The sequence below is a fragment of the Arthrobacter sp. TJ-170 genome (assembly GCF_058269305.1).
On sequence record NZ_JBZCNL010000002.1, the window covers coordinates 206,811 to 232,332 of the forward strand.

Consider the following 25,522-nt stretch of genomic DNA (forward strand, 5'->3'; position numbering starts at 1 on the left):
CCCACCCGTCAGGGGGTACAAAAGGGTAATGACAGCTACTCTGGTGCTCGGTCCGATGCTCCGGTATGTCGATGAAACTTCGGCCTCGGTTTGGGTGGAGACCAGCGCAGCGTGCACCGTCGTCGTGCGCGCCGACGGCAGTGAATGGTCCGCCCCCACGTTTGCCGTCCATGATCATCACTACGCGCTGGTGGAGGCGTCGGACCTCCCCCCGGGTGCGACCGTGCAGTACACCGTTGAGATCGACGGTGAAAGTGTCTGGCCGGAGCCCGGCTCATCTTTCCCTGCCCCGTCCATCCGCACGCTCCATCCCAACAGACGGCTGCGGCTCGCGTTCGGCTCCTGCCGAACGAGCGTCCCCCACGACCGCATGGGCAACGCTACCCACGGCGTCGATGCGCTGCGTGCCTACGCGCTCGACCTTGCGGACAACCACGACGACGACGCCCGTCCCGACCTTGTCGCCTTCCTCGGCGACCAGGTGTACGCCGACGCAACGAGCAGCGAGATGCAGGACTTCATCAAATCGCGCCGGTCGATCCATGAGCTACCCGGGGAGGAACTGCAGGACTACGAGGAGTACGCCCATCTGTACAGGCTCGCCTGGTCCGACGAGGCGAACCGCTGGCTGCTCTCCACCCTTCCCAGCGCCATGATCTTCGACGATCACGACATCCGGGATGACTGGAACGCATCACTTTCCTGGCGGGAACAGATGCATGCAACCACCTGGTGGCATGACCGAATCGTCGCTGGGCTCTCGTCCTATTGGGTATACCAGCATCTCGGGAACCTCTCTCCGGCGGCCCGCGCAGAGGACATTCTGTGGCGCAGGATAACTTCCCACGCGGGTCCTAAGGAACTGGATCTCACCGCCGAGCTCGACGCATTCGCCGAACGGGCGGATTCTGACCCCCTCAGCTACCGCTGGAGCTACTCTCGGGACATCGGCGATGTACGGATCATCACCGTCGATTCACGTGCCGCGCGGGTCCTTGATCCGGGTCAGCGCTCCATCCTGGACGAGGTTGAACTCAAATGGCTGGATGAGCACTTTCAGGGCGGCATGAGGCATCTGCTGATTGCGACCTCGCTTCCCTTCCTCCTCCCCCGCGGCCTGCACTATATCGAGGCGTGGGACGAGGCTCTAGCGGAGGGCGCCTGGGGAAAACGGGGTTCGAGGATCGGCGAGGGCCTTCGGCAGCTTCTCGACCTTGAGCACTGGAGCGCGTTCCAGCGCAGCTTCCGGTCGGTTGCGGACCTTGCTATTGAGGTGGCCGACGGTAAGCGCGGACCCGCTCCGCAGACCGTGACGTTCCTTTCCGGAGACGTTCACTTCTCATACATTGCTGAGATCGACCGCCCGTCCGGCAGCCGCATTCTTCAGTTCGTCTGTTCACCCATCCGCAATCCGCTCCCGCGCGCCCTGCGGTTTGCCACGGTGGTCATGTCCTACAGCGTCGCCAGCCCGATCGGTTCCCTGGTGGCGCGCTCGGCGAAGGTCCCGAAACCGCCGTTCTCCTGGACGAACATCAAGGGGCCGTGGTTCGACAACAACCTTGCGGTACTCGAAGACAGCGATGACGGGTTGAAACTGCGGTGGGCAACCGGCGTGACCGACGGCGGCCCGGACACCCCCCGGCTGAAGGAAGTGGCGAGCTATACCGTCACCCCCGAAGGACGTCGCGTCAAAGGGTGACGCTCTGGCCGGGGGCCAGGTGCTCGAAGTCCGTTCCATAGTGCTTCCCCAGTCGGGAAACATGGCCCTCGACCATTTTCAGACCGGTCTCGTTCAGCAGCGCGTCATGAATCTGGTGCGCCCGCGGTGCCCGAACCGACGTGACGAAATCGATCACCTCGGCGGTCTTCGACCATGGCGCGTGCACCGGCACGAGCAGGGTATGCACCTGGACCCCATGCGGGACTATGAACGAGTCGCCCGGATGGTAGAGGGCGCCGTCGATCAGGTATCCGATGTTCTTTACGACCGGGATGTGCGGATGAATGAGGGCGTGCTGCCCGCCGAAAGTTCTGACGTCGAACCCTGCGATGGTGTAGTGCCCCTCAGGTTCCAGAGCATGGACGCGGCCGGCGGCGTCGTCGTGGTCTGAAAGTTCCTCCCCCAGCTGGGTGGCGACGCCCTGCGGGGCATAGACCTCCAACCGGGAATCAGCACGGACGGCAGCTGCAATCCTTGTCTTGTCAAAGTGGTCGGCGTGCTCATGGGTGATGAGAATCGCCGCCGCCCCGGAAACGGCCTCTTCGACCTCGGAGAAGTTCCCGGGGTCCAGAACGATTCGGGTCCCGTCCTTCTCAAGGCGGACGCACGCATGGGTGAACTTCGTCAGCAACATTCGCCCAGACTATCCGGCGTTCGACCCCTCTGTCTGCGGGCGCCACCCAACCGGCGCAGTGGGCGCAGCGTGCGCCGGTGCTACCCTTGACGCGGGTCAAATTGAGTACATGGGAGGTGACCAGCCGGGCATGTCATCGGAGGCAGAACAGCCGGTCCGCAAGGGGTCGGAACAGCGGGTGACCAGGCAGCGCCGGGCGGTCAGCGCCACCCTCGATGACCTGGACGACTTCGTGAGCACGCAGGAGCTGTACCGCAAGCTTCACGAACGGGGCGAGTCGGTCTCGCTGGCCACCGCGTATCGAATCCTGCAGTCAATGGCCGACGACGGCCTCGTGGACGTTCTGCGAAACGGCGAGGGCGAAGCTGTCTACCGCCGGTGCGCCGTCGAACACCACCACCACCACCTGCTGTGCCGCAAGTGCGGACGGGCTGTTGAGATTGAGGCGCCTGCGGTCGAGCAGTGGGCTGCACGTATGGCGCAGGAGCACGGATACACCGACGTAGCACATACCGTCGAGATTTACGGCCTGTGCCCGGAGTGCACCTCCGCGAAGAACTAGGCCTGCTGCGCCGCGCGGAGCTCGGACGTGGTGGCCTTCTTGGAACGGTGCCAACTGATGGCCCTGCACACCAGGTAGATCACGAAGGAAATGGTGGTCACATAGGGGCTGATCGGTATCCGCCCACCCAGCGCCAGCAGGATGCCGCCCACAACCGACGTACAGGCGAACACGACGCTGAGCAGCACCACCAGCCGTGGTGATGAGCTGACCTTCAGCGCCGCCGCTGCGGGTGTGATGAGCAGCGCAAGCACCAGCAGCGCGCCCACCACCTGGATGGACAGCGCCACCGAAACTCCCAGCAGGAACATGAACGTCAGGGACAGCCCGCGCACCGGCACGCCCCGCGCCTCGGCCAGCTCCGGGTCTACGCTGGCAAACGTGAGTGGGCGCCAGATGGCCCCGAGGGCAACCATGACGACGACGGCGCAGCCGGCCAGGAGCGTCAGCTGCACCTGGTCAACAGAGACGATCTGCCCGGTAAGCAGACCGAACTTGTTCGCCGCCCTACCCTCATAGAGCGCCAGAAACAGAATTCCCAGGCCCAGCCCGAACGGCATGATGACGCCGATGATCGAATTGCGGTCGCGGGCGCGGATGCCCATCAGTCCGAGCAGAAGAGCAGCTATCACCGATCCGGTCAGCGAGCCGAACACCACGTTAGCGCCGATCAGCAGGGCAAAGGCGGCACCGGCGAAGGAGAGTTCGGCGATCCCATGAACGGCGAAGGCCAGGTCCCGCATCATCACGAAGGTGCCGATCAGCCCACCCAGTAGACCCAGCACAGCACCGGCCCAGATCGAGTTCTGCACCAGCGGGAGCAGCTCGGCGTAGTTGTCGAACGTGAAAATCGCCCGGAATATCTCTTCAAAGGTCACGGCAGCGCTACCTCTGCATGATGGTGGTGTGTGGTGGCATCCGGCAGGCCCACCACGACAATGCGGCCGTTGTTATGCATGACGTCCACTCTGCTGTCGTAAAGATCGGACAGAACTTCACTGGTCATGACATCCTGCGGCCGGCCGACCCGGAACCGTCCGCCCGCGAGGTAAAGGACACGGTCAACGTAATCGATGATGGGATTGATCTCATGCGTCACGAAAACCACTGCGGTGTTGTGGTGGCGACACTGATCGTTGATGAGCTTGCTCACCGCCTGCTGGTGGTGAAGGTCGAGCGAGAGCAGCGGTTCGTCGCAGAGCAGCACCTGCGGATCGGTGGCGAGGGCCTGGGCAGCGCGCAGCCGCTGCTGTTCCCCGCCGGACAACCGTCCGACCGGCGCGTCCGCGTACGACGACGCCCCCACCTTCTCTAGGAGTGCATCCACCGTGCGCCGGTAGCTTCCCCCGCCCCGGCGAAAACCCCAACGGTGTCCGTCGACCCCGAGTCCGACCAGGTCACGTGCGCGCAACGGGGTTTCGGCCGCGAAGGACTTCTGTTGCGGGATGTAACCGAAAGCGCGGCTCCCGCGGTGCAGCGCGTGACCGTTGACCGTAGCTGTACCCGAGTCCAGCTCCTGCAGGCCAAGGAGTACTCTCAGCAGGCTCGTTTTGCCCGAACCGTTGGGACCGAGAACGGCCAGGAACTCCCCCGGACGGATGTCCAGGTCCAGATCGTGCCAGAGCGTTCGGCGGCCAAACGAAAGGGACGCCGAGCGCAGGCTCGCCACCGGGTCAGCGGCAGCACCGTCGTCGGCCACGCGGCCTCCTAGCTGCAGAGTTGGGAGTGTCTTGGCCAATTCTGTCAGGACTTAAGAGCTTCGGCGACGTTGTCGACGTTGGTGGTCATCCAGGAGATGTAGTCTGCGCCTTCGGGAAGGGTCTCGGTGAAGTTGACCACCGGCACTGAGGCCGATTCGGCGGTGCTGCGGACGGCCTGGGTCTGCGGGCCTTCGGTCTGCTCGTTGTATGCGAGGAAGGCGACGGAGCCGCTCTTCATGAGTCCCTGCATCTCGTTCAATGCGGCAACGGGCACATCCGCGTCCTCTTCGATGGCCTCCGTGTAATCAGCGGGGGTCACGTCCTCAAGGCCGACAGCTTCCAGCAGGTAGGCGGGAACAGGCTCGGTGGCCGCAACGGGCTTTCCGTCAGCGTCGGGGGCCAGCGCCTCAGCTCGGTCCTGCAGCCCGGCAATCTGCTCCGCAAAAGAGGCGGCGTTACTCTCGTAGGTATCTGCGTTGTCCGGATCGAGCGCCGACAGCTTTTCACCTACTGCGCCTGCGAGATCTGCCATGGCGTCCAGCTTGTACCAGACATGCTCATTGAAATCACCGTGAGCGTGCTCGTCCTCGGCGCTGGCCTCCTCTTCTGAGTGGGCCTCCTCTTCTGAGTGCGCCTCTTCCTCGGCGGCTACGCCGGCGATTTCGACGGCGGTGAGGATGTATTCGTGGTTCATCTCCACTGAGTCGGCGAGGGTGTGCAGGAAGGGATCGTAACCGCCGCCGTTCTCCACCAGAAGGTCCGCCTTGGACACAGCGAGCTTGTCCTGCACTGTGGCCTCGTAGGAATGGGGATCCTGGCTCAGGCTATTGACGATTGCCGTCACTTCCACGTGCTCACCGCCCACGGACTCGACGATGTCGCCGTAGACGTTCGTAGAGGTCACGACCTGCAGCGCACCTGATTCTGATGTCTGTCCGGAGCCTTCGGCGTCCTGTCCGCAGCCGGTGAGGGCGAATGGAAGAAGAGCTGAAGCGGTGAGCGCCGCCGTCGTTCGCGCGTAGATGCTGCGCATGATTGTCCTCTACTTTTTCTCAGAGAGTATGGGGCCCTCGACGGGCTCATCCAACTCTAACCTAAACGTGAATCATTCGCATTTCGGTTCGAGTCGGATGAGCCCGGAAATGCGAAGATGAAGCCGTGTCGAATTACACCGTGCGTTGGTGCCCAGGCCCGTGACCGCGATTGCCTTACTCTTTGTGTCGGCGTGTGCAACGTACCTGCTCAACGCCTGTTTTGGTGTGGCGGTGCGGACGGGGCTGGTCGATTCGAGTGGATTCCGCTGGTTTCATCACGGATTTTATGTCGTCACGTTCGGCCTGGCACTGATTGCCGCGAGTTCGCTGTGGTGGAGCCGCAGCCCGGCCGGTTGGTACCTGATTCCCGCGCTGGTGGCCTTGGCCGCCCTCCCCTACATCGGGTCAGCACGACGCCATCCCTACCGGCATGCCTGCGCGGCGATGGTTCCGTTGCCGTTCTATATCCTGAGCGTAATGGCGGCACTTGCCCCCTGATCCGCACACCCTAGGACACCAGTGGAATTCCTTGACGTCATCTTCAATCGCAAGACCACCAACGGTCCGTTTCTCCCCGATCCGGTAAGTCAGGACCACCAAAAGCTGCTGATGCAGGTGGCCGGCGCCGCACCCTCCCAGCTGAACAGCCAACCGTGGCGCTTCGTCATCGTCGAGGATCGGGACGCTGTCGGGCGGATCGCGGCCATAAGCGGCGAGAGCATGACCCAGGTCATGGCTGAGGGAACGTTCTTTGAGCGCTATAAACGCTATTTTCGCTTCAGCGAGGCCGAAATGGACGAACGGCGGGACGGCATGCTCTTCGACCAGCTCCCCGCGGTGCTTCGCCCCTTCACCAGGAAGGTCTTCACTCCGTCCGGGCAGACCCTGATGAACAAGCTTCGGGTGCCGCAAACCCTCGGTGAGGAAAACCGGAAACTCGTGGCGGGCTCGCCACTGTTGCTGGGCGTCATGCTGGACAGGAGCGAATACCGCCCCGGCGAACTGTCCGGTTTCTACTCGGTGTTCAGCATGGGTGCCGCGATGGAAAATCTGTGGCTCACCACCGTGGAGCTGGGGATGGGCATCCAGTTTGTCTCCTTCCCCATGGAGGTCCCAGCGAACTGGAGGAGGGTCGAATCGATTCTCGGGATACCGGACGGGTTGGAGCTGATGGCGGTGTACCGGCTGGGCTACCTCCCCGAAAAGCAGCGGCGCCCAGCCATCGACTGGTCAAGCCGGCAGCGGAAGCGCCCTTCCCAATATGTGTTCCGGGACACCTGCGCCACGCCGCAGCAAGGCTGGGACTGACGCTTGGCAGCGACAGCGGGGACCCTGTCATGAGTCAGGATCCCGCTGTCGAACCTTTGGTTAGCGCGCTTCCCTGGTTCCCAGGTGCACGCCCTGCTGGAGAAACTCGCCGGTTCTCCGAAGTCCCTGGTTCTGGGTGGCGTCACGGATCTCCCCGATCAGCTGCTCGATGACGTCCTCCAGGAAAAGCACGCCCCGCGCATGTCCGTCGTGGGTCATCACGCGAGCCAGGTGTGAGCCGGTGCGCTGCATGATCGCCAGTGCGTCCTCGATTTCGTCGTCCACGCTCAGGTTTGCGAGGGCGCGGACCTTGTTCTCCGTGATCGGCCGCGAGTAGGCCGCTTCCGGCATGGACATGACGTCCTTGAGATGCATGTACCCGGTGAGGTTGTTGTGCTGGTCGACCAGCACAAAACGGGAAAAACCGGTGCGTCCGACTGCCTTCTCAAACTCCTCGGGCGTGGAGTCGGTGCTGAGCGTGACGAGTTCATCCAGCGGAACCATCACGGTTCCGGCCGTCTGCCCCGAAAATTCAAGCGCACTGCTGATCAACCCGGCGTCGTCGTCCACCAGCCCATGCCTCGTGGACTCCTGCACGATGGACTGCACCTCCTCCAGTGTGAAGGACGAAGTCACCTCATCCTTGGGCTCGATGCGCATGGCGCGAAGGATGTGGTTGGCCGTCCAGTTCAGGCTTGAGATGACAGGGTGCACTACGCGCGCCACCATCACGAGCGGCGGCGCGAGGAACAGCGCAGCCTTGTCTGCCACCGAGACCGAGATGTTCTTCGGCACCATTTCGCCGAAGGTGACGTGGAGGAAAGTCACCAGCGCCAGTGCGATACCGAAAGCTATACCGTCCGCCAGGGCGCCCGGGAGCCCGATCGCTTCGAGCGGAACCACCATCAGGTGGTGAATAGCGGGCTCAGCCACCTGAAGGATCAGCAGGGAACATACGGTGATACCCAGCTGCGCACAGGCGAGCATGAGGGAGACGTGCTCCATCGCCCAGAGCGTTGTTCGCGCGCGTTTCGAACCTTCTTCGGCAAGTGGCTCAATCTGGCTCCTGCGTGCGCTCATGACTGCGAACTCCGCACCAACGAAGAACGCATTGGCAATCAGGAGAATGACCAGCCACAGTATTCCTGCCCAGTCGCTCATCGTGTACCCCCTACGGCACGCGTGCCTGGATCGGACTGTTCGGCATCTTCGGGCACGATCGGGATGAAGCTGATGCGGTCGATCCGGCGTCCGTCCATGCGTTCCACTTCGAGGATGCCGCCCGTCACCTCCACCCGGTCGCCGATCTCGGCGATCCGGCCGAGGACGGACATCATGAATCCGCCGACCGTCTCATAGCCGGGTTCGTCAGGAACTACCAGGTGCGGGACCTGGTCGCTGACCTCGTCGGGACGCATGATGCCGGGGAAGAACCAGTTACCGGCCGCGCTTTGCAGGACGCCGGCCTTCAGTTTGTCGTGTTCGTCGGCCACCTCGCCGACGATCTCCTCGACCAGATCTTCGAGCGTTACAACACCGGCCGTGCCCCCGTACTCGTCAAGTACCACCGCGAGCTGCAGGTTCGCCTCCCGGAGTTCGCTCAGCAGGGAGTCCAGATGGACGGTCTCGGGAATGCGCAGTACGTCGGTCATGATCGTCCCGGCCGGTAGCTCGGCTCGCTTCGGCCGGGGCACGGCCACGGCTTTCTTGACGTGCACAACGCCCCGGATGTCATCCGGAGACTCTCCGATGAGCGGGAACCTGGAGTATCCGGTGCTTCGTGCCAGATCGACGACGTCGGCCACCGTTTGATCGGACTCGATCGTGGCCATTCGAATTCGCGGCGTCATGACATCAGCAGCGGTGCGCTGCGAAAAGCTGAAAGTTCGGGCGAGGAAGTTCGCGGTGCCCTGATCGAGGGTTCCCAGTTCGGCTGACCGCCGCACCAGTGACGACAGTTCGGAGGGTGTTCGCGCTCCGGAAATTTCTTCCTTCGCTTCCAGGCCGAACAGATGCAGGACACGATTGGAAAAGCCGTTCAGGACAACGATCGCGGGCTTGAAGATCGCGGTGAAGATGAGTTGCGGGCGGGCAAGTGCCCGCCCGACCCTGAAGGGCAGGGCTATTGCCATGTTCTTGGGCACCAGCTCACCGATCAGCATCGAGAGCAGGGTCGCCAACACCATGGCGAGGATGAGGGAGATCGAGGCGCGCGCAGTCTCCGGGACGCCGACGGCGCCCAGAGGCGTCTCAAGCAGTCGTCCAACCGACGGTTCCATGACATAACCGGTGAGCAGCGTTGTCAGGGTGATCCCCAGCTGGCAGCTGGAGAGTTGCGTGGAGAGCGACTTGAGGCATCGAAGCACTGGCTCCGCCCGCTTGTCACCTGAGTCCACCGCCCGCTGAACATAGGTTTGATCGAGCGCAACAAGCGCGAACTCAACGGCGACGAAGAAGCCGGTGCCGAGGATCAGCAGCAGGCCGACAACAAGGTATAACCATTCCATTATCTGGTCACCGCCGAGGGCAGCACAGGTGCGCCGGTTCCAACCGGCGCACCGGGTTTCGGAGGTTCCGCCGGTTGGGAGGGCTCGTCCGGTTGGGAAGGCTCCGGCGGCGCCGCATTACCGGAGACAAGGTCTCCGGTCCCGGCGTCCGCACATGCAGTGGCGACCGAGGACGGTCCGCCTACTGCTGAACGGACGGAAGCGGATGGGTGATGGGCATGTGAACGGGGATTGCCGGCACTGGATGGCTGCGCTGCACATCGGATCGATGCTGCCTGTCGCTGCGTGCGCGCCATGGGCCGGCCCCTAGAGGAACTGTCCATAAGGTTTCCAGTTTACAGCAACGGCACCGACCCTGCCGCGAAGGCCTCCCCGCCGACTTCGCCCTACCAGCTCTGCTGGAGCGGGCGGCCTTCGTCATAGCCGGCTGCCGACTGCACGCCGACGATCGCCCGGTCGCGGAACTCCGCGAGCGACCGCGCTCCTGCATAGGTCATTGAACTGCGCACACCCGCCGTGATCATGTCCAGCAGGTCCTCAACGCCGGGGCGGGCGGGGTCGAGGTACATGGTGGAGGTCGAGATGCCTTCCTCGTACAGTCCCTTGCGGGCCCGGGCGAATACATCGTCCCGCTGTGTCCGGTTCTGGACCGCACGGGCGGAGGCCATGCCGAAGCTCTCCTTGTACTGGCGTCCCTGGCTGTCGGTCTGCAGGTCTCCGGGGCTCTCGTACGTGCCGGCGAACCAGGATCCGATCATCACCTGACTGGCACCGGCCGCCAGTGCGAGTGCCACGTCCCGCGGGTACCGGACACCGCCGTCCGCCCAGACATGGGCGCCGAGTTCCGCAGCGGCCTGCGAGCACTCGTAGACTGCAGAGAACTGCGGCCGGCCTACCGCCGTCATCATCCGGGTGGTGCACATGGCGCCGGGGCCCACGCCGACCTTGATGATCGAGGCTCCCGCCTCCACGAGGTCGCGCACGCCGTCGGCGCTCACTACGTTTCCGGCCACGACGGGAACAGAGGGATCGAGTGACGTGACCGCTTTCAGTGCGTCGAGCATCTTCCGCTGGTGTCCGTGGGCAGTGTCCACTACGAGGACATCAACACCTGCTTCCAGCAGTTCGGCCGCCTTGGCAGCGACGTCGCCATTGATACCGACGGCGGCGGCCACCCGCAGCCGTCCCTGGCGGTCTGTTGCCGGCTGGTAGATGGTGGACCGCAGCGCACCCTTGCGCGTAATGACGCCGGCAAGTTGACCGTTCCGTGAGACGGCTGCGAGAGACGCACCTGCGGCGTCGAGTTCCTCGAAGGCCTCCTGAAGGGCTGCGTCGCGGTCCGCAGAGAACCGCGAAGCCTCAAGGTTCAGGGGTGGCCGCATAACAGCTTCGAGCGACGCGAAGCGGTCCACACCCTCGCAGTCGGCTGCACGGACTACACCGACGCAGCGGTTGTCGTCGTCGACCACCATGACGGCTCCGTGTGCCCGTTTGTTGATCAGGTGCAGCGCGTCGATCACCGTGTTGCCCGGCTGCAGCTTCAAAGGTGTCTCGAAGATCAGGTCACGCTGCTTGACCCACTGTGTGACTTCCCTGATGACGTGCGTGGGCACGTCCTGCGGAAGTACGGCAAGTCCGCCTCGCCGGGCCACGGTTTCCACCATGCGGCGTCCGGTGACGGCCGTCATATTCGCGACAACCAGCGGGATGGTTGTGCCGGTTCCGTCTTCGGTGGCCAGGTCGACGTCGAACCGTGAGATGACTTCCGAGGCCGACGGTACAAGGAAAACGTCCGAATAAGTGAGGTCAGTTGAGGGCGTGTTGATGAAACGCACGGGTGCTCCTGCGGTCGGTTACACAAGCGAGTGTATGCCTAATCTCACGTGGATCCCGACCCGTGTCCGGACATGGCGATACCTGCGTGCAAGGAAGCCGCGAGATTGGCTTGTTGCCCAAAACTGTCATTAGACTGAAGGGCAGGTCAACAGGGTCAGGCGAGCGCCGACGTAAACCTTTTTTGGGCCAAGGGCAACTCATGGAAGAGGGCGTATAACAAGTGCCACAACAACCCAACCACCGTCTACCGGAAGAATTCGGCGGAAACGAATGGCTTGTGGATGAGCTCTATGAGCAATTCCGGCAGGACCGGAGCTCGGTAGACAAAAAGTGGTGGAGCCTTTTCGAATCCTTCGAGGCCGAAGACAGCGGCTCGGACAATGGGCGGCATGCAGCGCAGCGGTCAGCCGGTTCCGATCCCCATCCGCCTACGCGGGAACTGCCCGTCGTCTCGGCGGAGCAGAACGCGCCCAAGGCCTCGGGTGAGTCACCGGCCGCAACCCAGGAGTCCGGCAAGCCTCCGGTCGCCAAGGATCCCGGCAAGGACAAGGGTGCGGAGCAGCCGGCTCCTGAGGCCAAGACTGAAGCAAAGGCAGAGACTAAGCCGGAAAAGGCTCCGATCCCCGCTCAACTCCCCAAATCGGAGCTCAACCCGGAAATGGACGAAGACACCGTCACGGTCCTTCGCGGGCCGGCCAAGGCGATTGCCACCAACATGGACGCCAGCCTCACGGTTCCCACCGCAACCAGCGTGCGCTCCGTGCCGGCAAAGCTGCTCATCGACAACCGGGTGGTCATCAACAACCATCTCGAGCGCGCTCGCGGCGGCAAGGTCTCGTTCACCCACATCATCGGTTACGCGATCATCCGGGCCCTGGCGCAGTTCCCGTCCCAGAATGTCTACTACGACGTCGTCGACGGCAAGCCTGCAGCGGTGCAGCCTGCCCATGTGAACTTCGGTCTGGCGATCGACATGCCGAAGCCGGACGGCACCCGACTGCTGGTTGTGCCCAACATCAAGAAGGCGGAGACGCTCAACTTCTCCGAGTTCTGGCATGCCTATGAAGACCTCGTGAAGCGGACACGGGCAGGCAAACTCGGCGCTGATGATTACGCCGGCACCACTGTCTCCCTCACCAATCCAGGAGGCATCGGTACTGTTCACTCGGTTCCCCGTCTGTCGAAGGGTCAGGCCTGCATCATCGGCGCCGGTGCACTGGAGTACCCGGCGGCATTCCAGGGTGCCAGCGAGAAGACGCTGGCACAGCACGCGATCAGCAAGACGATCACGCTTACGTCGACCTACGACCACCGCGTCATCCAGGGTGCGGGCAGCGGTGAGTTCCTCCGGATCGTGCACCAGCTCCTGCTCGGTGAGCAGAACTTTTACGACGACATCTTTGAAGCCCTCCGCATCCCGTACGAGCCTGTGCGCTGGAGCGCGGACATCCAGGTTGATCCGATGGACGAGATCAACAAGGTTGCCCGTATTCAGCAGTTGATCCATGCCTACCGTGTGCGCGGCCATCTTATGGCGGACACCAATCCGCTCGAGTACGTGCAGCGTAAGCACGCTGACCTCGATGTCCGCACCCACGGGCTGACGCTGTGGGATCTGGACCGTGAATGGCCCACCGGCGGTTTCGGTGGGAAGCCCGCGCTGAAGTTCCGGACCATCCTCGGCGTACTTCGGGACGCCTACTGCAGGACCACCGGCATCGAGTACATGCATATCCAGGATCCCGAGGAACGCCAGTGGTTCCAGGACGAGCTTGAGCACTCCTATTCGAAGCCGAGCCGTGAGGAACAGTTGCGCATCCTGCACCGGCTGAACGCTGCGGAGGCCTTCGAAACCTTCCTGCAGACCAAGTTTGTCGGTCAGAAGCGGTTCTCGCTGGAAGGCGGGGAATCACTGATTCCGCTCCTGGACGCTATCCTGTCCGACGCCGCAGACGACGGACTGGACGAGGTGGCCATTGGCATGGCTCACCGCGGACGCCTGAACGTCCTCACCAACATCGCCGGAAAGACCTACGCGCAGGTTTTCCGCGAGTTCGAGGGCACCCAGGATCCGCGTTCCGTGCAGGGTTCCGGTGACGTGAAGTATCACCTCGGCACCGAGGGCACCTACACCTCGGACAGCGGCAATGAAACGAAGGTCTACCTCGCGGCGAACCCATCCCACCTGGAGGCCGTCGATTCCGTGCTTGAGGGAATTGTGCGCGCCAAGCAGGACCGACTGGATCAGGGAGACACGTTCCCCGTCCTGCCGATCCTGATCCACGGTGACGCTGCGTTTGCCGGCCAGGGCGTGGTGGCGGAAACGTTGAACCTCTCCCAGCTGCGCGGTTACCGCACCGGTGGAACCATCCACATCATCGTGAATAACCAGGTCGGCTTCACAACTTCCCCCACCGCATCCCGCTCCTCGGTGTACTCAACCGACGTCGCCAAGATGGTGCAGGCCCCGATCTTCCACGTGAACGGTGACGATCCGGAGGCCGTGGTTCGGGTGGCCCAGCTCGCGTACCAGTTCCGCCAGCGGTTCAACAAGGATGTTGTCATCGACATGGTCTGCTACCGTAGGCGCGGCCACAACGAGGGCGACGACCCCTCGATGACACAGCCGATGATGTACAACCTGATCGAGGCAAAGCGTTCGGTGCGCAAGCTGTACACCGAGGCCCTGATCGGTCGCGGCGACATCAGCCAGGAAGAAGCCGAGCAGGCATTGCGCGACTACCAGGAGAGGCTCGAGCGTGTCTTCGCGGAAACGCATGCCGCCCAAACCTCGCCGATTCCAGTGGTCACCAAGGACTCCGCAGCTGTCTCCAACATCGAGCGCCCTATCGCCCAGCGCGATAACGGAGTGGGAGTACCGGCGAGTACTGCAATCACGGCGGAGACGCTGGCGCACATCGGAAAGGCTCATCTGGCCTTCCCCGAGGGCTTCACCGTCCACCCCAAGCTCAAGGCGTTGCTCGAGAAGCGCGAGCAAATGTCACGCGAAGGTGGGATCGACTGGGGCTTCGGTGAAATCGCGGCTTTTGGTTCCCTGCTGATGGAAGGCGTGCCGGTGCGTCTCGCCGGACAGGACTCCCGCCGCGGGACCTTCGTCCAACGGCACGCGGTGTTCCACGACCGCGCCAACGGCAACGAGTGGCTCCCGCTCGGTGAGCTCAGCGAAGGACAGGCCAAGTTTTGGATCTACGACTCACTGCTGTCCGAGTACGCAGCCATGGGGTTCGAGTACGGCTACTCCGTGGAGCGGCCCGACGCACTCGTGCTGTGGGAAGCCCAGTTCGGTGACTTCGTCAATGGGGCGCAGACCATCATCGATGAGTTCATCTCTTCGGCCGAGCAGAAGTGGGGCCAGCGTTCCTCGCTTGTACTGATGCTCCCCCACGGCTATGAGGGCCAGGGACCGGACCACTCGTCGGCACGCATCGAGCGATTCCTGCAGATGTGCGCGGAAGACAACATGGTCGTGGCCAACCCCACCACGGCAGCGTCACACTTCCACCTGCTGCGGCGGCAGGCGTACAGCCGCCCCCGGAAGCCGCTCATCATCTTCACGCCGAAGCAGCTGTTGCGCCTGAAGGCAGCGGCAAGCAGCGTGGAAGACTTCACGCAGGGCGGATTCGAGCCGGTCATCGAGGACACCGCCGGGCTCAACCCGTCGGATGTCAAGCGTGTGTTGTTGGTCTCCGGTCGGCTCTACTACGATTTGGCAGCCGCCCGCCAGAAGGCGGATGACACCTCAACCGCAATCCTGCGCGTGGAGCAGTTGGCGCCACTCCCTGTGGACGAAATCAAGACCGCAATCTCCAAATACCCGGACGCGGATGTGGTGTGGGCTCAGGACGAACCGGCGAACCAGGGACCCTGGCCCTTCATCGGCCTGAACCTCCCGCAGCACCTGGACCGTCAGCTTCGGCTGGTATCCCGTCCGGCCTCTGCATCGACGGCAACCGGGTCAGCCAAGCACCACGCGGTGGAACAGGAAATCCTCATCAAGAACGCGTTCGACCACAACTAGTAAGCCTGGGGCCCGAACGTACAATGGGCAGGGTCTGTTTGGACCCTGCCCATTGGCGTTTCCCGCATGGATGGCTATGTAATCGCGCAACCATCCAGAAACAACACGACAAGCAACCAGAGGTGACGAGTGGAACAGCGCAGAATAAGGCTTGCCGCAGTGGGAGACGAACTACTCGCGGGACTGGGTGATCCGCGGGCACTCGGTTGGCTCGGCAGGGTCTTGGCGCGGACCACGCCGGATAACGCAACGCTCGAAGCGTTCAGCCTGGCCGCTCCGGGTGAGGGGACTGAGGCTCTGGCAGCCCGTTGGCTGGAAGAGTCCAGCCGCAGGTTCGCGGACAACACGGAAAACCGCCTGCTCATAGGACTGTCGGACCGCGATCTCGATCTGGAGATTTCCACGGCGCGAAGCCGGCTGAATCTCGCGAACATCCTCGACGGGGCAGCGCAGATGAGCATCAAGGTGCTGGTGGTTGGACCGCCGCCGGGACTGGATGCGGAACGGAACCGCCGACTTGCCGACCTCTCGGCGGCTTTCGCGGACGTGACGACGCGCCGTAAACATGTGTACGTCGACACCTTCACTCCCCTGCATGCCCATGAGCAGTGGCGTTCTGATCTGGCTAAGAATGGCGGCGGACCGGGTCAGGCCGGTTACGGTCTCATAGCGTGGCTCGTCCTCCACCGCGGCTGGTTCCAGTGGCTGGAGATTCCCGCACCCGCCTGACGTGAGGACTGGCCGATGTCCGGGAGGGCGCCGGCATCAGGTCCCGTGGTTGAGAACAACCTTCCCAAAGACGCCGCCGCCAGCCATACGCTCAAATCCTGCGCGTGCGTCCTCCAGCGCATGAACTGAGTCGATGGTCGGGCGAACTCCGGTCACGGCAAGGAACTGGGCCAGACGTTGGAGCTCGTCACGGGTACCCATGGTGGAGCCCAGCACGCGCAACTGCAGAAAGAACACGCGGTTCAGGTCCGCCGACGGAGCCGGGCCGCTCGTGGCGCCGCAGGTAACGACGGCGCCACCCGGCTTCAGAGCTTTCAGTGAGTGCGCCCAGGTTGCTTCTCCGACCGAATCGAACACGACGTCGACGCGCTCCGGAAGCCGGGCACCGGCGTCGAACGCGTCGGCCGCTCCCAGTTTCAGCGCCATTCGCCGCTTCTCTTCGCTGCGGCTGGTGACCCACACCCGGTAACCGGACGCTGCGGCGAGAAGGATGAGCGCGGTGGAGACACCGCCTCCAGCCCCCTGCACCAGGACGGTCGAGCCTGGAGCAGCGGGCGACGTCGTAAACAGCATCCGGTATGCAGTCAGCCAGGAGGTCGGCAGGCACGCTGCCTCCTCAAAGCTCAGGTCCGTGGGCTTCGGTACCAGGTTTCGCTCCGGCACCCACACGTAGTCCGCCATTGTGCCTGGATAGTGCTCGGAGAGCAGGGATCGGCGGGGGTCCAGGGTTTCATCACCCTGCCAGCCCGGCGAGGAAATGACGCTGTGCACAATGACTTCATTGCCGTCGTCGTCCACTCCGGCGCCGTCACAGCCGAGGATCATCGGCAGCTTGTCCGGGCCTAGGCCGACCCCGCGCAATGTCCACAGGTCGTGATGGTTCAGGGTAGAGGCCCGCACCCGAACCCGGCGGAAGCCTGTCGGCACCTCAGGTTCCGGGAGCTCACCCACCCGCAGTCCCTCGAGCGGGGACTGAGCGGACATCGACTCGGCGTACACTGCGCGCATTCGGCGCTCCTTCGCTCGGGTTTGCTGGGGATGCTTCCGTTCCATCCTAGGCACGAGCTATCCGGCAGACGCCCCCGAAAGGCAGGCCCGCCCGTTTAGGTTCCCCGCGCTTGCGTGTGGGAGACTGGAGGACAGTCCGGACCCATGTGGTCGATCGGCAAAGCCAAAACAGGCAAATGTAAGGAGGCAGCCATGAGCAAGCGTGCACGCAAGCGCCGTGATCGCAAGCGCGGCGGCGCTAACCACGGTAAGCGCCCCAACACCTGACATCACGGTCAAAGCAGACAGAAGAACCCCCGTACCTGTACGGGGGTTCTTCTGTCTGTCGGCGGTCCTTCTGAAGGGAGCCCTAGTGGTCCACGGTCTTGATCTGGCTTATGCGATCAAGAATGTTCGCCTTCAGTTTCGCCGGTGCGACCTCAGTGCAGGACCGCTTCACAACCGACCGGATAAGGCACTCCAGGTCGTGTTCCTGGGCGCAATCCGGGCAGTCCTCAAGGTGGTCCTTGATCTCGACCAGATCGGAGTGCGAGAGGGCGCCGTCAAGGTACTCATAGAGTCGTTCGATCCTTGAATCGTCGCAGTCGCCAAGGCTATGGCAGTCGCTCATTTTCCGTTCTCCTGTGTAGTTCCACGATCAGCTGTGGAGGCGCGTACCGCGGCACCCATGCCCCGCTCGTGAGCATACTCGGACAGCAGATCCCGCAGGAGCTTGCGTCCGCGGTGCAGCCGTGACATCACAGTGCCGATCGGTGTGTTCATGATTTCCGAGATTTCCTTGTATGCGAAGCCCTCGACATCCGAGAAGTAGACCGCCAGGCGGAACTCCTCGGGGATGGCCTGCAGAGCCTGCTTCACATCCGAATCGGGAAGGTGGTCGAGTGCTTCCACCTCGGCCGAGCGCAATCCTGACGAGGTGTGCTCGGCCGCCTTGGCCAACTGCCAGTCCTCGATGGTGTCCGAGTGGGACTGCAGGGGCTCGCGCTGCCGTTTGCGGTAGAGATTGATGTACGTGTTGGTAAGGATCCTGTACAGCCACGCCTTGAGATTGGTGCCCGGCTTGTACTGGTGAAATGCGGAGAACGCCTTGGTGTAGGCCTCCTGCACGAGATCCTCGGCATCAGCCGGATTGCGTGCCATTCTCATCGCGGCCGAATACAGCTGATCCACATACTGCATGGCATCCCGCTCGAACCGTGCAGTCCGCTCCGCAACGGACTCGGTTGACAGGTCCAGTTCCTCATCTTCGGCCGGGGTGGGCCCCGCCGCGGCTGTGGTATTCATTGCTGCAAAGTCTACGCGCCCGACGGTTCGCCGGCGCTGCGCCGGACGTGCCGGTGCGTCCACGTGGAGGCGCGGCATCTGGTCCCGTACCGATGTTGCTGTACCCATCTGCTCCTCGTATCCGTCTGTCCGATGTTCAGGCTCCGGTATTCACAACCATCGGACGGATGCGGATATTCCGGCGCGGACACCGCAGCCGGATCGCCTCGATGCGCCAAAAGTGCAAAACTAGACACATTCCATCCACGGTTGTAACTGACGTTGTTCGCATAAGTAGATCCGGTGCCTCCAGGGGTGCTGGAAGCCAGGAGGCATTGTGACCCTTGTTCGCGTACTCGCCCGCCCATTGCTCGCCAGCAGCTTCGTCCTCACGGGCATTGACCGGCTTCGGCACACCGACGCCACGGCCACAGCTCTACGTCCTACCCTGGACCGCATCACCAAGGCGGTGCCCGCGGCAGCATCGGCCACGGGCAACGAACAGCGCGTCGCGAAGGTCCTCGGCGCGGCGCATCTCGGTGCGGCGGTGCTGCTGGGGATCGGCCGTTTCTCCCGGCTTTCAGCGACGGTGCTGGTCGGTACGTCTGCGCTGAACGCCATAGTCGAGTTCAACAACGCCGACTCATCCACGTCGAAAGCCCGCAAGGACCGGCGTAATCAGCTCATCAAGAACCTCTCCCTGATGGGTGCCGTGCTGCTTGCAGCGGTGGACACCAACGGACGCCCGAGCTGGGCATGGCGTGCAGAACACTTCGCCGAAGATGCGCGCCGAAATGCTCTCGCTCTGAGCCATGACACGCGCAAGAGCGCACGTTCGCTGGCCCGCGACACTGAAAAGCGCCTCAAGATCGCCGAGAAGGCAGTGCGCAAGACGGCGTCGGAAGTCACGGGTAGCTAAGGGGCATGAGCGCGCTGTCCGCTGCACCATCCACGTCGTTCTGGCCTGCACCACACGCACGAGGCCCCGTTGATGCAACGGTCGAGGTCCCGGGGTCGAAGTCGCTGACCAACAGGTACCTCATCCTTGCCGCACTTGCCGACGGTCCGAGCAGGCTGCGCGCTCCGCTCCACTCGAGGGATTCACAGCTGATGGTGGATGCACTGAGATCGCTCGGTGCCCACGTGGAGGAGGTCGAGGGCGACGGCACGTTCGGACCGGACCTGCTCATCACCCCCATCCCGGCGGATGCATCGGGGGAGGCAAGCGTGGACTGCGGGTTGGCCGGTACGGTGATGCGCTTCGTCCCGCCGCTGGCAGCGCTCCGCAACGGACGTACCTCGTTCGACGGTGACCCGCATGCCCGCCGGAGGCCGATGGGTGCGGTGATCAGCGCGCTACGCGGTCTCGGCGTCAACCTCGAGAACGACGACGACGCCCTCCCCTTCACGGTCGCCGGTTCCGGATCCGTGGAGGGAGGCACCCTGGTCATAGACGCCAGCGCCTCCTCTCAGTTCGTGTCGGCGCTGCTCCTCGCTGGCGCGCGTTTCGCCGAAGGCCTCCATCTGCAGCATGTGGGCAAGCCTGTCCCGAGTCTGGACCACATCTCGATGACCGTCCGAGTACTGCGCGAGGTCGGCGTCGTCGTGGACGACTCCGAGCCCAACACGTGGCGTGTGGAGCCTGGGACCATCAACCGGTTTGACGTGCGCATCGAGCCGGATCTTTCCAACGCGGGACCGTTCCTCGCCGCGGCCGTTGCCACGGGCGGAACTGTACGGATCCCTCACTGGCCCGCTAACACCACACAGGTCGGTGAGAAGTGGCGGACCATACTGCCCATGTTTGGCGCCGCCGTCGAACTGACCAGTGATTCCACTCTCGTGGTCCGGGGCTCCGGGATGATCACGGGCGCTGAACTCGCTGATACCAGCGAGCTGGCACCTACTGTGGCTGCGCTCTGCGCGCTTGCACAGTCGCCGTCGGTGCTGACGGGCATCGCCCACCTGCGCGGTCACGAAACGGACCGCCTCGCGGCGCTTGTCGCCGAGATCACGCGTCTCGGCGGCGATGCCGAAGAGACAGCCGACGGACTGATCATTCGACCGGCTCCGCTGCACGGTGGCCCTTTCCACACCTACGATGACCACCGCATGGCCACCGCAGGGGCAATCCTCGGCCTCGCGGTGGAGGGCGTCGAGATCGAAAACATTGCAACAACCGGTAAGACCATGCCCCAATTCCCCGAGCTGTGGGAGGCAGTGGCAGCCACCGCTGATCCGAGCGACTCACTGTGACACCCGCCGGGTCCAGGCGTGGGACCTCCTCCTGGGACGAGTCCGATGTCCGCATCAGGCCGAACAAGAAGGGTTCCCGTCCCCGCACCAAGGACCGCCCGGCTCACGATGACGCGGTGACCGGCCGGATCATCACTGTGGACCGCGGACGGTATACCGCCGTCGTGGATGAAGACACGAACGCGGAACGCATTGTCATTGCCGCCCGTGCCCGGGAGCTGCGCCGCTCCCCCGTCGTTGCCGGCGACCTCGTTGCACTGGTGGGTGATGTGAGCGGCGAGCCGGACACCCTTGCCCGGCTGGTCCGGATCCAGGATCGACACACCCTCCTGCGACGCAGCGCCGATGACACAGATCCCGTGGAGCGGGCGGTGGTCGCCAACGCCGACCAGCTGGTAATCGTCGTGGCTGCCGCCAACCCCGAACCGCGCACCGGATTCATCGACCGCGCGCTGGTCGCCGCGTACGACGCCGGTATCCAGCCGCTGCTGTGCGTCACCAAGGCGGACCTCAAGGATCCGGCGGACCTGCTGGCCAATTACGAACACCTCGACCTGCTCATCATCACGAGCCAGACCGCCTCCACCCCCGACGGCGTCGAAACGACCTCCGCCAGCGGCACTTCCGCGCTGCTGGCCCCGGGTGCCGTAAGCCGGCTGAAGGGTCTCCTGGAGGGGAAGGTGAGCGTGCTCCTAGGCCACTCCGGGGTCGGCAAGTCCACCCTGGTGAATGCGCTCACGGGAGCCAACCGTGCCACCGGCGGCGTCAACGCGGTGACCGGCCGCGGTCGCCATACCTCTTCGTCGGCCTACGCGCTCAAGGCCGCCGACTCCGCGCCCGGCACGTGGATCATCGACACGCCGGGGATTCGTTCCTTCGGCCTCGCCCATGTCGACGCCGACCGCATCCTGGCCGCCTTCCCGGATCTCGCGCCCGGGACCGAGCAGTGCGAACGGGGGTGCAGACACGACGACACCGCAGTCAACTGCGGGTTGGACGGCTGGGTCGATTCCGGGGACGCCGGAGAGTCGGGACCCGTGCGCCTAGCTTCCCTGCGAAGGCTGCTCGGTGCTGGGATCGAGCCCGCCCAAGGCTCGAAAGAATTAGGGCTCCAATAGCCGGTGCGCGCACAGCGGCTCATTGCCTGCTAGACTGAACGTAGTTGTTGTGTTGCGCATGAATATTTAGCCTTGATTTCTCTACGGAGTTCGAAAGCTTTTTTTGCAGGCGATGGAACACCGCGACGGGAACCCCGAAGTACGGGGGGATCCTACACTCAAGGAATGATTTAAATGGCAACAGGTACAGTCAAGTGGTTTAACGCTGAAAAGGGCTTTGGATTCATCGCTCCTGACGACGGCGGCGCTGACGTCTTCGCTCACTTCTCCGCAATCAACTCCGGCGGCTTCCGCTCGCTCGAGGAGAACCAGAAGGTCAGCTTCGAGACCACCCAGGGACCCAAGGGCCCCCAGGCTGAGAACATCTCCGTTCTCTAACTCTTAGTTTTCAAAGGAAGGGACATCGGCTATCGGCCGATGTCCCTTCCTTGCGTTAAGACCGCAGTCAGCGGGCATCGCCCACGTGCAAGGGCACTCAACGCCCCGGGCATCAGGCCTCCCGCATCTGCGCGTCCCGAGGATATAGGTTGAACAGTATGAACCTCCAGAGCTACAACGATGACCTTCGCCTTGCCCATGTGATGGCCGATTCCGTCGATGACCAGACCATGTCCAGGTTCAAGGCGTTGGATCTGGCGGTTGAGACCAAGCCGGACTACACCCCGGTTACCGATGCAGACAAGTCAGCGGAAGAGGCAATCCGCGGACAACTCTCACGCGCCCGCCCGCGGGATGCCGTGCTCGGCGAGGAATTCGGGAGCAGCGGCGCGGGCTCGCGGCGGTGGATCATCGACCCGATCGACGGCACCAAGAACTTTGTCCGTGGAGTGCCGGTGTGGGCCACACTCATCGCTCTGGTGGATGAGGGCCGCCCCGTCGTCGGCGTCGTCAGCGCTCCCGCCCTCGGGAAACGGTGGTGGGCAGCAACCGGGACGGGAGCTTTCACCGGCAAGTCGCTGGCCGCCGCAACACGCCTCCGGGTCTCAAGCGTGTCTCGTCTGGAAGATGCTTCACTCTCCTACTCGAGCCTGTCGGGATGGAAGGAACGCGGCAACCTCGATGAATTCGTATCTCTCACCGAATCGGTCTGGCGTACACGGGCCTATGGTGACTTCTGGTCATACTGCCTCGTCGCTGAGGGCGCTGTGGACATCGCGTGTGAGCCTGAACTCAACCTGTACGACATGGCCGCCCTGGTACCGATTGTTACGGAAGCCGGTGGCCGGTTCACATCATTGGAAGGCGCGGACGGGCCCTTCGGCGGCAACGCGCTCGCAACCAACAGCACCCTGCATAACGATGTCCTGAAGATGCTCAACCCTTCGCTGGACGATCTGCTCCAGGAGAATACGGGTGCCTGACGTAGCCGCGTAACAAAGCGAGCGGAGGGTCCGGACTGTCTTATTCTGGACTCATTGGTCACGAGTGCCAGCGATAAACCCCGGTTTGCTGGCCGGCAACCCTCCTTCCGCGGTGGGGTGCCCCGGGTGACGACCAGGCCGTTCCAGAAAAGTGGTTCGGCAAGCGCGGGGCCTCCCTTGGCAGGTCCCTTGAGACCACTATGGGGTTAACTTCCGTGAGCAATGCACTTCTAGAGAGCACCAGCGAACTATCCGCGGCACCGCTTGCATCCGTGTTGGGCGCTGAACTGCAGGCGCCGCTGGTTGACGGCACCGCTGTCCGCTACGTCAATCTGGACTACGCCGCTTCGACGCCGGCACTGCAGCAGGTCAATGACTACCTGCAGAGCGTTCTGCCCTACTACGCCAGCGTTCACCGGGGCGCCGGATACGCATCCCAAATTTCAACGTCGCTGTACGAGAATGCACGGAAGACCGTCCGGACCTTCGTCGGCGGTCGTGAAGACGACGCGGTCATCTTCACCCGAAACACCACGGACTCCCTGAATCTCCTGGCAGGTTGCGTACCTGGAGACGGCGAGGTCCTTTACCTCGACCTGGAACACCATGCCAATCTCCTGCCCTGGCTGGGCCGCCCCCATCGCGGACTCGTCGCCGCCGACACGATAGAGGCGACGTTTACCGCTGTGGAGGAGGTGCTGGCTTCCGGGGGAATCAACCTGCTTGCCGTAACCGGTGCCTCAAACGTGACCGGTGAGGTTCTGCCCATCAACCGGCTCGCCGCCCTCGCCCATGCTCATGGCGCACGCATCGTCGTCGACGCAGCCCAACTGGCACCGCACCGACGGATGGATATCGGGCATGACGGCATCGATTACGTCGCTTTCTCCGGACACAAGCTGTATGCACCGTTCGGCTCCGGAGTTTTGGTCGGCAGGCCTGACTGGCTTGACGTCGGAACACCCCACCTTGCCGGCGGCGGCGCCGTGAAGGCGGTGAAGGTCGATTCAGTTTCCTGGACAACCGGCCCTGCACGGCATGAAGGCGGGTCGCCGAACGTCCTGGGCGCAGCAGCGCTTGCCCACGCGACGGAGGTTATCGCAGCCCTGGACGCGGAAGACTGGCTCCGCCATGAATCAGATTTGCGAAACGCCCTGGTGGACGGGCTCTCCGCCCTTACCGGCGTCACCGTACACCGCATCTTCTCCGACAGCACCGACGCAATCGGTGTAGTGAACTTCTCCGTCCACGGTTACGACGCCGGCCTCGTCGCCGCCTACCTTTCCGCGGAGCATGGCGTGGGGTTGCGGGACGGGAAGTTCTGCGCCCACCCGCTGCTGAAGCGCCTGGGCCTGCCATCGGGATCGCTGCGCGCAAGCTTCGGGCTTGGATCGCGGCAGGACGATGTCGACAGGCTGCTCACCGGCCTCGCCTCACTCATCCGGGATGGGCTGGGAACCGACTATGTTGTCGACGCAGGGCGTTGGGTACCGGCTGTCGAGACCCGTTCCTTCCCGGATTGGGCTCCGCACACTCCGGGAACTGCGGGCGCAGCACCCTGCACAGCTGACTGATGGCGCGCTGACACTCCCGTTTCCCGAGCAGTCGAGACCGGGTGATTTAATTGACGGGTTCTGATCAAGTATCGACAGGAGCTATCGTCATGGGCGTTGGGGGTCCGCGCCTCGCTGAGCACCGCCGTCGTGAGTTGGCTCGGGGCTATCTGCAGGACAGTGAGCGCTATGAGCGCGTCCGTCCGGGGTATCCCCCGGAATGTGTGGACTGGCTCGTCCCGCGGGATGCACGGAGCGCTGCCGATATCGGGGCGGGAACAGGAAAGTTCACTAGGGAGCTCATCCACCGTTGCCCTGAGGTGACGGCGATCGATCCGTCGGAGGACATGCTCTCCGTCCTAGGACAGCAGCTCCCGGCGGTGGAGAAAGTTCAGGGCACGGCCGAGGCATCCGGTCTCGGCACTGCGAGCGTTGATGTTGTTTCAATCGCCCAGGCCTGGCACTGGTGCGACGCGGCGTCGGCGAGCGCGGAAGCGGCGCGCATCCTGGTACCGGGAGGAGTCCTCGGCCTTGTCTGGAATCAGCTGGATGTCAGCGTGCCGTGGGTGCACCGGCTCTCCCGCATCATGCATGCCGGAGACGTGTTCCGGCCGAACTACCGTCCCGCGTTGGGACCACTCTTCTCGGAACCGGAATCGATGGTAGTCGCCTGGACCCAGGCCCTCCCGGCTCCGGACATCGTTGAACTCGCCCGGTCCCGCAGTTACTATCAGAACGCTTCGCTGGGCACGCGTGCGAAAGTGGAGGCGAACCTGTCCTGGTACCTCCACGACCACCTCGGGCACAATCCCGAAGCCGTGCTCAACCTGCCGTATCTGACCTACTGCTGGCGGGCCGTCCGCCTCGACAGCACCGGCTCCGCCGGCATGTGAT

At 63.5% G+C, this 25,522-nt stretch carries 24 protein-coding genes and 1 riboswitch; of the genes, 14 read left to right on the forward strand and 10 right to left on the reverse strand.

The genetic code is table 11. The features are described from left to right. The first annotated feature begins 28 nt into the window (after positions 1 to 28). Positions 29 to 1,699, forward strand: a complete 1,671-nt coding sequence (locus AC4D1W_RS04935) for an alkaline phosphatase D family protein (protein ID WP_490897996.1) — start codon at positions 29 to 31, stop codon at positions 1,697 to 1,699. Here AC4D1W_RS04935 and AC4D1W_RS04940 read toward each other — a convergent pair. Next, complete coding sequence (locus tag AC4D1W_RS04940) at positions 1,689 to 2,354, reverse strand: MBL fold metallo-hydrolase (protein WP_490897997.1); 666 nt, start codon at positions 2,352 to 2,354, stop codon at positions 1,689 to 1,691. The two genes, AC4D1W_RS04935 and AC4D1W_RS04940, sit on opposite strands and share 11 nt — an antisense overlap. Positions 2,355 to 2,463: 109 nt before the next feature. Between AC4D1W_RS04940 and AC4D1W_RS04945 the strand changes: the two genes are divergently transcribed. Continuing rightward, on the forward strand, positions 2,464 to 2,916 hold the full coding sequence (locus AC4D1W_RS04945) for a Fur family transcriptional regulator (protein ID WP_490889212.1): 453 nt from the start codon (positions 2,464 to 2,466) through the stop codon (positions 2,914 to 2,916). Here AC4D1W_RS04945 and AC4D1W_RS04950 read toward each other — a convergent pair. From AC4D1W_RS04950 to AC4D1W_RS04960, 3 genes are read right to left on the reverse strand one after another with little or no spacing between them, the layout of a single operon-like run. Then, the gene (locus AC4D1W_RS04950; protein WP_490897998.1) at positions 2,913 to 3,794 is read right to left on the reverse strand and encodes a metal ABC transporter permease; all 882 of its coding nucleotides are present in this window, start codon (positions 3,792 to 3,794) and stop codon (positions 2,913 to 2,915) included. The genes AC4D1W_RS04945 and AC4D1W_RS04950 overlap by 4 nt on opposite strands. Beyond that, positions 3,791 to 4,615, reverse strand: coding sequence for a metal ABC transporter ATP-binding protein (locus AC4D1W_RS04955; RefSeq protein WP_490897999.1), 825 nt, complete (start codon positions 4,613 to 4,615; stop codon positions 3,791 to 3,793). Before AC4D1W_RS04955 ends, AC4D1W_RS04950 begins: the two co-directional genes overlap by 4 nt. Before the next feature lie 44 nt (positions 4,616 to 4,659). Further along, positions 4,660 to 5,649 carry a metal ABC transporter solute-binding protein, Zn/Mn family gene (locus AC4D1W_RS04960; protein WP_490898000.1) on the reverse strand — a complete coding sequence of 330 codons (990 nt, stop codon included), beginning with the start codon at positions 5,647 to 5,649 and terminating at the stop codon, positions 4,660 to 4,662. 160 nt (positions 5,650 to 5,809) lie between these two features. Between AC4D1W_RS04960 and AC4D1W_RS04965 the strand changes: the two genes are divergently transcribed. Both AC4D1W_RS04965 and AC4D1W_RS04970 read left to right on the forward strand, forming a co-directional pair. Then, positions 5,810 to 6,148, forward strand: a complete 339-nt coding sequence (locus AC4D1W_RS04965) for a hypothetical protein (RefSeq protein WP_490889222.1) — start codon at positions 5,810 to 5,812, stop codon at positions 6,146 to 6,148. Positions 6,149 to 6,169: 21 nt separating this feature from the next. Further along, positions 6,170 to 6,958, forward strand: a complete 789-nt coding sequence (locus AC4D1W_RS04970; protein ID WP_490898001.1) for a nitroreductase family protein — start codon at positions 6,170 to 6,172, stop codon at positions 6,956 to 6,958. 60 nt (positions 6,959 to 7,018) lie between these two features. Here the strand turns inward: AC4D1W_RS04970 and AC4D1W_RS04975 are convergent, their stop codons facing one another. From AC4D1W_RS04975 to guaB1, 3 genes are all read right to left on the reverse strand, one after another. Then, positions 7,019 to 8,119 (reverse strand): hemolysin family protein, encoded by a 1,101-nt coding sequence (locus tag AC4D1W_RS04975; RefSeq protein WP_490889226.1) that lies wholly within the window; start codon positions 8,117 to 8,119, stop codon positions 7,019 to 7,021. Then, positions 8,116 to 9,465, reverse strand: coding sequence for a hemolysin family protein (locus AC4D1W_RS04980; RefSeq protein ID WP_490889228.1), 1,350 nt, complete (start codon positions 9,463 to 9,465; stop codon positions 8,116 to 8,118). Before AC4D1W_RS04980 ends, AC4D1W_RS04975 begins: the two co-directional genes overlap by 4 nt. Positions 9,466 to 9,851: 386 nt before the next feature. Then, positions 9,852 to 11,300 carry a GMP reductase gene (gene guaB1, locus AC4D1W_RS04985; RefSeq protein WP_490898002.1) on the reverse strand — a complete coding sequence of 483 codons (1,449 nt, stop codon included), beginning with the start codon at positions 11,298 to 11,300 and terminating at the stop codon, positions 9,852 to 9,854. 221 nt (positions 11,301 to 11,521) lie between these two features. On the opposite strand from guaB1, the gene AC4D1W_RS04990 reads away from it, so the two are divergent. Beyond that, entirely contained in the window at positions 11,522 to 15,340 is a 3,819-nt protein-coding gene (locus AC4D1W_RS04990) for a multifunctional oxoglutarate decarboxylase/oxoglutarate dehydrogenase thiamine pyrophosphate-binding subunit/dihydrolipoyllysine-residue succinyltransferase subunit (protein WP_490898003.1), read from the forward strand. Between the two features lie 129 nt (positions 15,341 to 15,469). Then, positions 15,470 to 16,069 carry a GDSL-type esterase/lipase family protein gene (locus AC4D1W_RS04995; protein ID WP_490889233.1) on the forward strand — a complete coding sequence of 200 codons (600 nt, stop codon included), beginning with the start codon at positions 15,470 to 15,472 and terminating at the stop codon, positions 16,067 to 16,069. 36 nt (positions 16,070 to 16,105) lie between these two features. Here the strand turns inward: AC4D1W_RS04995 and AC4D1W_RS05000 are convergent, their stop codons facing one another. After that, complete coding sequence (locus tag AC4D1W_RS05000) at positions 16,106 to 17,077, reverse strand: zinc-binding dehydrogenase (RefSeq protein WP_490898004.1); 972 nt, start codon at positions 17,075 to 17,077, stop codon at positions 16,106 to 16,108. Positions 17,078 to 17,269: 192 nt separating this feature from the next. On the opposite strand from AC4D1W_RS05000, the gene AC4D1W_RS05005 reads away from it, so the two are divergent. After that, positions 17,270 to 17,344 carry a 50S ribosomal protein bL37 gene (locus AC4D1W_RS05005; RefSeq protein WP_369299106.1) on the forward strand — a complete coding sequence of 25 codons (75 nt, stop codon included), beginning with the start codon at positions 17,270 to 17,272 and terminating at the stop codon, positions 17,342 to 17,344. 82 nt (positions 17,345 to 17,426) lie between these two features. Here the strand turns inward: AC4D1W_RS05005 and rsrA are convergent, their stop codons facing one another. Both rsrA and AC4D1W_RS05015 read right to left on the reverse strand, forming a co-directional pair. Next, on the reverse strand, positions 17,427 to 17,687 hold the full coding sequence (gene rsrA, locus AC4D1W_RS05010; protein WP_490889236.1) for a mycothiol system anti-sigma-R factor: 261 nt from the start codon (positions 17,685 to 17,687) through the stop codon (positions 17,427 to 17,429). Beyond that, complete coding sequence (locus AC4D1W_RS05015) at positions 17,684 to 18,469, reverse strand: sigma-70 family RNA polymerase sigma factor (protein WP_490889237.1); 786 nt, start codon at positions 18,467 to 18,469, stop codon at positions 17,684 to 17,686. The genes rsrA and AC4D1W_RS05015 overlap by 4 nt, the downstream gene beginning before the upstream one ends. 208 nt (positions 18,470 to 18,677) lie before the next feature. Here AC4D1W_RS05015 and AC4D1W_RS05020 point away from each other — a divergent pair, with 208 nt between their 5' ends. The 7 genes from AC4D1W_RS05020 (at position 18,678) to AC4D1W_RS05050 (ending at position 25,521) form a co-directional block, all read left to right on the forward strand. After that, positions 18,678 to 19,259, forward strand: coding sequence for a DoxX family protein (locus AC4D1W_RS05020; protein WP_490889238.1), 582 nt, complete (start codon positions 18,678 to 18,680; stop codon positions 19,257 to 19,259). 5 nt (positions 19,260 to 19,264) lie between these two features. Further along, on the forward strand, positions 19,265 to 20,596 hold the full coding sequence (aroA, locus tag AC4D1W_RS05025; protein ID WP_490898005.1) for a 3-phosphoshikimate 1-carboxyvinyltransferase: 1,332 nt from the start codon (positions 19,265 to 19,267) through the stop codon (positions 20,594 to 20,596). Next, positions 20,593 to 21,714, forward strand: coding sequence for a ribosome small subunit-dependent GTPase A (gene rsgA / locus AC4D1W_RS05030; protein WP_490889242.1), 1,122 nt, complete (start codon positions 20,593 to 20,595; stop codon positions 21,712 to 21,714). The genes aroA and rsgA overlap by 4 nt, the downstream gene beginning before the upstream one ends. 174 nt (positions 21,715 to 21,888) lie before the next feature. Next, positions 21,889 to 22,092 (forward strand): cold-shock protein, encoded by a 204-nt coding sequence (locus tag AC4D1W_RS05035; protein ID WP_026545912.1) that lies wholly within the window; start codon positions 21,889 to 21,891, stop codon positions 22,090 to 22,092. 158 nt (positions 22,093 to 22,250) lie between these two features. After that, the gene (hisN, locus tag AC4D1W_RS05040; RefSeq protein WP_490889244.1) at positions 22,251 to 23,075 is read left to right on the forward strand and encodes a histidinol-phosphatase; all 825 of its coding nucleotides are present in this window, start codon (positions 22,251 to 22,253) and stop codon (positions 23,073 to 23,075) included. Positions 23,076 to 23,131: 56 nt separating this feature from the next. Then, a riboswitch (SAM riboswitch) is annotated at positions 23,132 to 23,247 on the forward strand. A 28-nt stretch (positions 23,248 to 23,275) separates the two neighbouring features. Continuing rightward, the gene (locus AC4D1W_RS05045; protein WP_490889246.1) at positions 23,276 to 24,649 is read left to right on the forward strand and encodes an aminotransferase class V-fold PLP-dependent enzyme; all 1,374 of its coding nucleotides are present in this window, start codon (positions 23,276 to 23,278) and stop codon (positions 24,647 to 24,649) included. A gap of 89 nt (positions 24,650 to 24,738) precedes the next feature. Beyond that, positions 24,739 to 25,521, forward strand: coding sequence for a class I SAM-dependent methyltransferase (locus AC4D1W_RS05050; RefSeq protein WP_490898006.1), 783 nt, complete (start codon positions 24,739 to 24,741; stop codon positions 25,519 to 25,521). Position 25,522 lies beyond the last annotated feature (1 nt).